At 75.5% G+C, this 7,123-nt stretch carries 10 protein-coding genes; 2 read left to right on the top strand and 8 right to left on the bottom strand.

The window, feature by feature from the left end; genetic code table 11:
• Nucleotides 1-359: 359 nt before the first annotated feature.
• Nucleotides 360-1,412, bottom strand: a complete 1,053-nt coding sequence (locus VM242_07450; protein HVM04989.1) for a fatty acid--CoA ligase family protein — start codon at nt 1,410-1,412, stop codon at nt 360-362.
• A gap of 20 nt (nt 1,413-1,432) precedes the next feature.
• Here VM242_07450 and menB point away from each other — a divergent pair, with 20 nt between their 5' ends.
• Nucleotides 1,433-2,296 (top strand): 1,4-dihydroxy-2-naphthoyl-CoA synthase, encoded by an 864-nt coding sequence (gene menB, locus VM242_07445; protein HVM04988.1) that lies wholly within the window; start codon nt 1,433-1,435, stop codon nt 2,294-2,296.
• Nucleotides 2,297-2,303: 7 nt separating this feature from the next.
• Entirely contained in the window at nt 2,304-3,167 is an 864-nt protein-coding gene (locus VM242_07440; protein HVM04987.1) for a 1,4-dihydroxy-2-naphthoate polyprenyltransferase, read from the top strand.
• Between the two features lie 18 nt (nt 3,168-3,185).
• On the opposite strand, the gene VM242_07435 is transcribed toward VM242_07440, so the two are convergent.
• The 7 genes from VM242_07435 to VM242_07405 all read right to left on the bottom strand — a co-directional run.
• The gene (locus VM242_07435) at nt 3,186-3,659 is read right to left on the bottom strand and encodes a hypothetical protein (GenBank protein ID HVM04986.1); all 474 of its coding nucleotides are present in this window, start codon (nt 3,657-3,659) and stop codon (nt 3,186-3,188) included.
• The gene (locus VM242_07430) at nt 3,652-4,101 is read right to left on the bottom strand and encodes a hypothetical protein (GenBank protein HVM04985.1); all 450 of its coding nucleotides are present in this window, start codon (nt 4,099-4,101) and stop codon (nt 3,652-3,654) included. Before VM242_07430 ends, VM242_07435 begins: the two co-directional genes overlap by 8 nt.
• Nucleotides 4,098-4,496 (bottom strand): hypothetical protein, encoded by a 399-nt coding sequence (locus VM242_07425; protein HVM04984.1) that lies wholly within the window; start codon nt 4,494-4,496, stop codon nt 4,098-4,100. The genes VM242_07430 and VM242_07425 overlap by 4 nt, the downstream gene beginning before the upstream one ends.
• Nucleotides 4,497-4,501: 5 nt before the next feature.
• Nucleotides 4,502-4,720 (bottom strand): hypothetical protein, encoded by a 219-nt coding sequence (locus VM242_07420; GenBank protein ID HVM04983.1) that lies wholly within the window; start codon nt 4,718-4,720, stop codon nt 4,502-4,504.
• 14 nt (nt 4,721-4,734) lie between these two features.
• Nucleotides 4,735-5,640, bottom strand: coding sequence for a type II secretion system F family protein (locus tag VM242_07415; GenBank protein HVM04982.1), 906 nt, complete (start codon nt 5,638-5,640; stop codon nt 4,735-4,737).
• Between the two features lie 18 nt (nt 5,641-5,658).
• Complete coding sequence (locus tag VM242_07410) at nt 5,659-6,540, bottom strand: hypothetical protein (protein HVM04981.1); 882 nt, start codon at nt 6,538-6,540, stop codon at nt 5,659-5,661.
• A 2-nt stretch (nt 6,541-6,542) separates the two neighbouring features.
• Nucleotides 6,543-7,123 (bottom strand): hypothetical protein (locus tag VM242_07405; GenBank protein ID HVM04980.1); only part of this gene is annotated, 581 nt, incomplete at its 5' end.

Raw genomic sequence — 7,123 nt, 5'->3', positions numbered from 1 at the left:
GGCCGTGGCCGCGTTGACCAGGCCCATGGCCGCCGACAGGCGCTCCTCGGGCCCGTCGCACACGACGCGGGGGCTCCCGCCCGGCGGGTCGACCAGCCCGATTCCCATGCCGCCATTGTACCAAACATATGTTCGATCCGCTACTTCATTCGGCGAAAACGGCTGGCTTTCTGGGGTGAATGAGGTTCTGCACTGGTGCACCTCAGGCGCGCGCGAGCCCCGACGAAGGTGCTCCCGCCGCCGGGCCGTGATGGCGCCCGGGCCGGTGCCGCTACCTGACGCCGGTTCTCCGGACCGAATCAGCCGGATGGCGGCTGGTTCCGTCCAGAGAACGCCGGGCCCGGACGCGGCGGGGGCCCCTAGGCCAGAAGACGATCGCGGGCCACCTTCCCGCTGGCGGTCCGGGGCAGTGCGTCGACGAGGACCAGCTCCCGGGGCGCCGCGAAGGCGGGACGCCCTTCCTTCACCCAGGAGCGCAGGTCGTCGAGGGTGGGCGGGGCGGACCGCTTTCGCGGCACCACGACGGCCACCACCCGCTGGCCCCACTCGGGGTCGTCCCGCGCCACCACGGCCACCTCGGCCACGCCGGGGTGCGAGCGCAGCGCCTCCTCCACGTCGGCCGGCCACACGTTCTCGCCGCCGGTGACGATGAGGTCGCAGCGGCGGCCGTGCACGACGACCCGGCCGTCGCGGAGCACCTCGCCCACGTCGCCGGTGGGCAGCCACCCGTCGGCGTCCCTGGGGTCGGAGCCGTCGCGGTAGCAGCGCAGCAGCGACGGCCCCCGCACCAGCAGCTGGCCCGACTCGTCCGCCCGCACCTCCACCCCGTCGAGGGGCACGCCGTCGTAGACGACGCCGCCGCCCGTCTCGGTCATCCCGTAGGTGTGCACCACGTTGGGCGCCCGGGCCCGCCGGTCGGCGCCGCCGCCGGCCAGGACCACGCGGAACCGGGACGTGTCGAAACGGTCGAGCAGCGTGGGGACGAGGGACACCAGTGTGGCGTCGACGGCCGGGTCGAACGCCGGGCGCACCGTCAGCGGCGTGCCGGTGAGCAGCGCCCGGACGACCACCCCGAGCCCGCCCACGTGCGACAGGGGCAGGCACGCCAGCCACGAGTCCGACGACGGGTCGACGGCCAGGCGGGTCGACACGGCCCGGGCGGCGGCGGCCAGCGCGTCGAACGTGAGCACCACGCCCTTGGGCACGCCCGTCGACCCGCTGGTGGCCACCACCAGGGCGTCGCCGTCGTCCACCGGGCGGCCGGCGCCCAGCGTCTCGCACACCGCCCGGCGTCCCGCCGGGGGGAGCCGGGGGTCCACCGGGAGCACTGCGTCGCCCCGGTCCCAGGCGGCCCGGAGGGCCGGCACGAAGCCGTCCGACCCCTCGGCCGTGATGGCGACCAGCGACGGCACGCCGGTAGGGTACCGGCGCGATGGCCGATTCCCCGGGAGGCGATGCGCCCGCCCTGCCGGCCTGGGCGCCCTCCGGCGACTGGACCGACATCCGCTACGAGACGGCCGAGGGCATCGCCAAGATCACCATCAACCGTCCCGAGGTGCGCAACGCCTTCCGGCCGCAGACGGTGTCCGAGCTTTCGAAGGCGTTCACCCTGGCCCAGGACGACCCCGGGATCGGCGTCGTCATCCTCACCGGGGAGGGGCCGCTCGCCTTCTGCTCGGGCGGCGACCAGAAGGTCCGGGGCGACGACGGCTACCTCGGCGACGACGACGTGGCCCGGAAGGGGATCGGGCGGCTCAACGTCCTGGAGCTCCAGGTCCAGATCCGCCGCTGCCCCAAGCCCGTCGTCGCCATGGTGGCCGGCTACGCCATCGGCGGCGGCCACGTCCTGCACGTGGTGTGCGACCTCACCATCGCCGCCGACAACGCCCGCTTCGGCCAGACCGGCCCGCGGGTCGGCTCGTTCGACGCCGGGTACGGCGCCGGCCTGCTGGCCCGGGTGGTGGGCCAGAAGAAGGCCCGCGAGATCTGGTTCCTGTGCCGCCAGTACGACGCCCGCCAGGCCCTCGAGATGGGCCTGGTGAACGCCGTCGTCCCTCTCGACGGCCTCGAGGAGGAGACCGTCCGGTGGTGCCGCGAGATGCTCGGCCACTCGCCGCTGGCCCTGCGCCTCCTCAAGTCCGGCCTCAACGCGGCGGACGACGGCCTGGCCGGCCTCCAGCAGCTGGCCGGCGACGCCACCCTGCTCTTCTACATGGGCGAGGAGGCCCAGGAGGGGCGCGACGCCTACGTGCAGAAGCGCGCCCCCGACTTCTCGAAGTTCCCGCGGCGGCCGTGAGCTCGCCGTGAGCTCGCCGTGGGTGGCGGGGGCGCGGCCCCGCACCCTGCCGGCCGCCGTGGTCCCGGTCCTGGTGGGCACGGCGGTGGCGGCCAGCCAGGGAGGCGTCGTCTGGTGGCGGGCGGTGTTCGCCCTGGTGGTCTCCGTGGCCATCCAGGTCGGCACCAACTACGCCAACGACTACGCCGACGGCGTGCGGGGCACCGACGACCACAGGGTCGGCCCCGTCCGCCTGGTGGCCAGCGGACTGGCATCGCCGGCGGCCGTGAAGCGGGCCGCCTTCGCCGCCTTCGGCGTGGCCGGGGTGTTCGGCCTCGCCCTGGCACTGGCCGCCGGCCCCCAGCTGATCCTCGTCGGCGCCGCCTGCCTGGCCGCCGGCTGGTTCTACACCGGTGGCTCCCGCCCCTACGGCTACGTGGGCCTGGGCGAGGTGGCGGTGTTCGTGTTCTTCGGCGTGGTGGCGACGGTCGGCTCGGCCTACGTCCACACGGAGACGGTGACCGGCCTGGCCGTGCTGGCATCCATCCCGGTGGGCCTGCTCGCCACCGCCCTGCTCGTGGTCAACAACCTGCGGGACATCCCCACCGACGCGGCCGCCGGCAAGCGCACCCTCGCCGTGCGCCTCGGCGACCACGCCACCCGCATGCTGTACGTGGCGTGCCTGGCCGGCGCCCTCGTGCTCGTGCCGCCGCTGGCGGTGGCCCGCCCGTACGCCATGGCGGCCGCCGCCGCCGTGCTCGCCGCCCGCCGGCCGGTGCGAGCGGTCCTGTCGGGCGCCGCCGGGCCCGATCTCGTCGCCGTCCTGGTCGACACGGGCAAGGTGCAGCTGGTCTACGGCGCCTTGTTGGCGCTCGGCATCGCGGTCAGCTGACCGCCGCGGTCAACGAGGTCAACAGTCGACGCCGGACCGGCGCACCGGGCTGCCGCCCTTCACGGCGGTGGCCACCGCCCGGCCGCTCACCGTCGCGCTGTCCGCCGCCCCGGGGACGGCGCGGGAGAACAGGTAGTCCACCCGGGCGGTGAGGGTCACGCAGACCTGGTCGTCGGCCGAACGCACCGACCACCGCAGGTCGCTGACGCCACTGGGCGCCCGGGCGGCCAGCGCCTCGCGCACCACGTCGGCGGCCTGCCCCTCGTCGACCTCGACCGCCCCGGCGGCGTTCTCGGCGTAGAACCGGTCCTCGGCCAGGGCCATGGTGGCGGCGTCGTTGGCCAGGGCGGCGGCGGTGGAGGACAGCTCCCGCCGGGCCAGGAAGGCGATGGCGACGTCCACGGCCAGCGCCCCGAGCACGAACAGCACCAGGACGCCGGCCGGCACCAGCATGAGGACGGACCCCCGCTGGCGCGCCCCGCGGTCACCCACGGCACGCCACCCGCCCGGGCACGCGGTCGCGGTAGGGGTCGACCACCTCGGCGTGGCGGGCGGTCACGGTGAGGCCGTGGCCGGCCTCACCGAGCAGGGGGACGGCCACCATCGGCACCCGGTACGTCACCTCGATGGTCACCGGCTGGCAGCGGGCGAACGCCGCCCCGTCCACCCGCGCCACCGTCGCCCGCTCCCGGCGGCGGCCGTGGGCATCGATGGCGTCCAGTGCGGCCTGCTCGGCGCCGGACGCGGCGGCCGCCTCGGACGGCGCCTCGACGTAGGTGCGGGCCGCTTCACGGGCGGCCGCGGTGGCCGCCATCTTGGCGTCGACGACGCCCCAGGCGTTGGCGATCAGGAGCGTGCCGAGGACGAACACGAGCACGCCGAACGCCAGCCCCTCGACGCCCGCGACCTGGCCGGCCTCGTCCCGGTGCCTCACCGGAGGGCCTCCCGGCGGATCTCGACCGTCCGCTCCACGTCGCCCAGGCCGGCGGGCCCGGTGAGCGCCTCGGGCAGGAAGGTCGGGCGCGGCGCGGTGGCCCGCACGACCACCACGTCGGCGGTGGAGCCGCCCCAGTCGAAGGCCACCCGCCGGCCGTACTCCCCGAGCTGGGCCCGGGCGTTGCGCTCGGCGTCGGCCCGGGCGACGCCCTCGTGCACGGCGTCGGCGCCCGCCACCGCCCTGGCCGCGTCGTAGGTGGCGGCGGTGACGACCGAACGGAAGTAGAGCCCGGCCAGCACCTGGACGGCGAACAGCAGGAGGGCCAGGAAGGCGCCGGCGCCGAGGACGGTGCTCAGGACCCCCGAGCCCCGCTCGTCGCCACGCCCGGGCACGCCGGCTACTTGATCTCGTTCAGCTTGTCGTTGACGTTGGTGTTCGAGTCCACCAGCGTGGCGCTGAACAGCTGCCACATGAGGACGCCGAGGAACGCCATCACCAGGACGGCGATGGCGGTGGAGATCACCCCTTCCCCCCGTTCGTCCTCCGCCAGACGGCTCCAGAGCGCCGCGCGCGCCGTGCGCTGCCGGACGTGGAGGTGCAGGGCAAGGTCGGTCATCGTCGCTCCTTTGGTCACGATCCGGAGAACTGGCTGAGGGCCTCGAGGAAGGGGATGGACAGGAAGATCACGCCGGGGACGAGGGTGGCGACGGTGACGGGGATCCAAACCTGCTGGCCCCGGCGCTCCATGGTGGCCACCAGCTCGCGCTGGACGTCCCGGCGGATGCCGCGCGCCTCGTCGGAGATGAGCCGGCCCAGGTCGCCCGCCTCGCGGTTCAGGGCGAGGACGGGCACGAGGCGGTCGAGGGCGCCGACGCGGGCCACGTCGGCCCACTCCCGCAGCGCGTCCATCTCGGACAGCCCCTGGCGGACCCGTCCGGCGACGCGCCGGAGGTCGGCGGCGCAGGCGCCCTCGCCCCGGGCGGCCAGCCGGTTGAGCGCCGATCCCAGCGAGAACCCGGCCGACAGCAGCATGGCCAGCTGCTCGCTCACGACCGGCAGCTCCAGGAACAGCCGGCGCTGCCAACGGGCCGACGCCCGGGCCAGCTGGTGCTCGAGCGCCAGGAAGGCGAGCACCGGCGCACCGAGCAGCAGGACCGTTGCGACGGCGGCGCTCGGCCGCAGGGCCAGCGAGATCAGGGCGGCGAGCCCCACGGCGGCGACGCTCCACCCGACCTGGCGCACCCGGAACGCGGTGACGTCGAGGGGGGAGTGGACGCGCTCGAGGCGCACGGCCAGCTCCTCGCTGACACCGAACACCCGCGCCGCCCGCTCGCCCACCCGGCGGCACACGGGGCCGACGACCTCCTGGAACGAGTCGACGGAAAGGACGCCACTGCGGCCCGGCCCCGCCATCCCACCGGGACTGTAGGGACGCAGGCGCTCCAGCATGGCCGGGCGCGCGAACCATCGGACGTGCGAGAGAAGCAGCGTGGTCCCCGCCCACAGGACCAGCCCGGAGGCGACGATCAGCCGCACTCGGTCGACCTCGGCGCGTCAGGCATGGAACACGCGCTCCTCCTCGGGGAGCCGCATGAGCCGGCCCGCCCACAGCCAGCAGCCGGCGACCATGAGCAGCCCCGCAGCCACCGCGACCTGCCCACCGGCCGACTGGTACGCCTGGCGGCCGGTCCCGATCGACAGGCCCGCCAGCGTCATCCCGAGCGGCACGATGAGCACGAACCGGCGGGCGAAGCGCACGCCGGCCTGCCGGGCGAGAGCGTCCTTGCGGCCCTGGAGGTCCTGCACCCGGTCCTCGGCCAGGGCGGCGAGCCGGCGGTCGACGTCGGAGCCGCCCACCTCGTGGGCGACGAGCAGCGTCTCCAAGGTGGCGTCGGCGGTGGCGTCGGCCATGCGGGCCTTGAGGACCGCCGCCGTGCGGGAGAAGTCGGTGGAGAGCAGCCACTGCCGCTCGGCCGCGTCGAAGGCGGGCCGCAGCTCCTCGGGCGCCCGGCGCCCCACCTCGAACAGGCCCTGGGGGATCGAACGCCCGAGCGACCCGGTCTGGAGGCGGAGCTCCTCGATGAGACGCGGCCAGGAGTCGCGCGCCTCGGTCCGCCGCCGTTCCCGGCGCGCCCGGTAGGACGCGACGGGGAAGGTGGCCGCGAAGAGGCCGGAGACGAGGGCGGGCAGTACCCCGCCGAAGAGTGCGTAGGCCAGCACCGCGCCGGCGAGGAACAGCACGGCGACGACGGCGACGAACTGTCCCGGTTCGACGTCGTCCAGGCCGGCCTGGGCCAGCCAGTCACCGATCCGCCTCCGCGGCCGCCGGGCACCTCCGGCGGCGGGCCCGATGCCGACGCCCGTCCATCCCAGGGCCACCGACGTGTAGACGAGGAACACGCCGTACGCGCCGGCCAGGGCGAGGGCGAGGGCCACGGCTACCGGCGCCTGGTCCCGAACCGCGGCGCCCGCTCGCTCCGTTCGGGCTCGCCTGCGGTCGCCACCGGGCGGGCGCGGCGGGCCCGGTCGACCGGAGCCGAGCCAGCGGGCGAGGCGCGGTGATCGCCGGGGCGGTCGGCGGCGTCGGGTGCCGCGGCGCCCGCCGCCGCTCGGGCGCCGAGCAGGTCGCGGACGTCGTACCCCGCCATCCCCAGCGCCCGGGCCGCCCGGGCCGGGAGGTTGCCGGTCCACGCCAGGGGAGCGCCGGGACCGTCTCTCCCGAACAGCTCGGTCACGGTGAACGCGGTGGAGTCGCGACCCGTCTGCAGCTCCTCGACGGCCACGACCTCGGCGACCTGGACGCGGTCGCCGGTGCGGGTGCAGTGGACGACGACGTCCACCGCCTCGCTCACCAGGGCGTTGAGCGCCGACATGGGCAGCTCGCTCGAGGTGTCCGCCAGCTGGCAGATGAAGCGGAGGCGGGTGAGGGCCTGGCGGGCCGACCCGGCGTGGATGGTGGTGAGCCCCTTCACGCCCGACGAGAGTGTGAGCAGGAGGGGCAGGGCCTCGGGTCTACGCC

Source organism: Acidimicrobiales bacterium (genome assembly GCA_035540975.1).
Taxonomy (GTDB): domain Bacteria; phylum Actinomycetota; class Acidimicrobiia; order Acidimicrobiales.
Note: the sequence above shows the minus strand (reverse complement) of the source record. Positions and strands in the feature narration are given on the sequence as shown.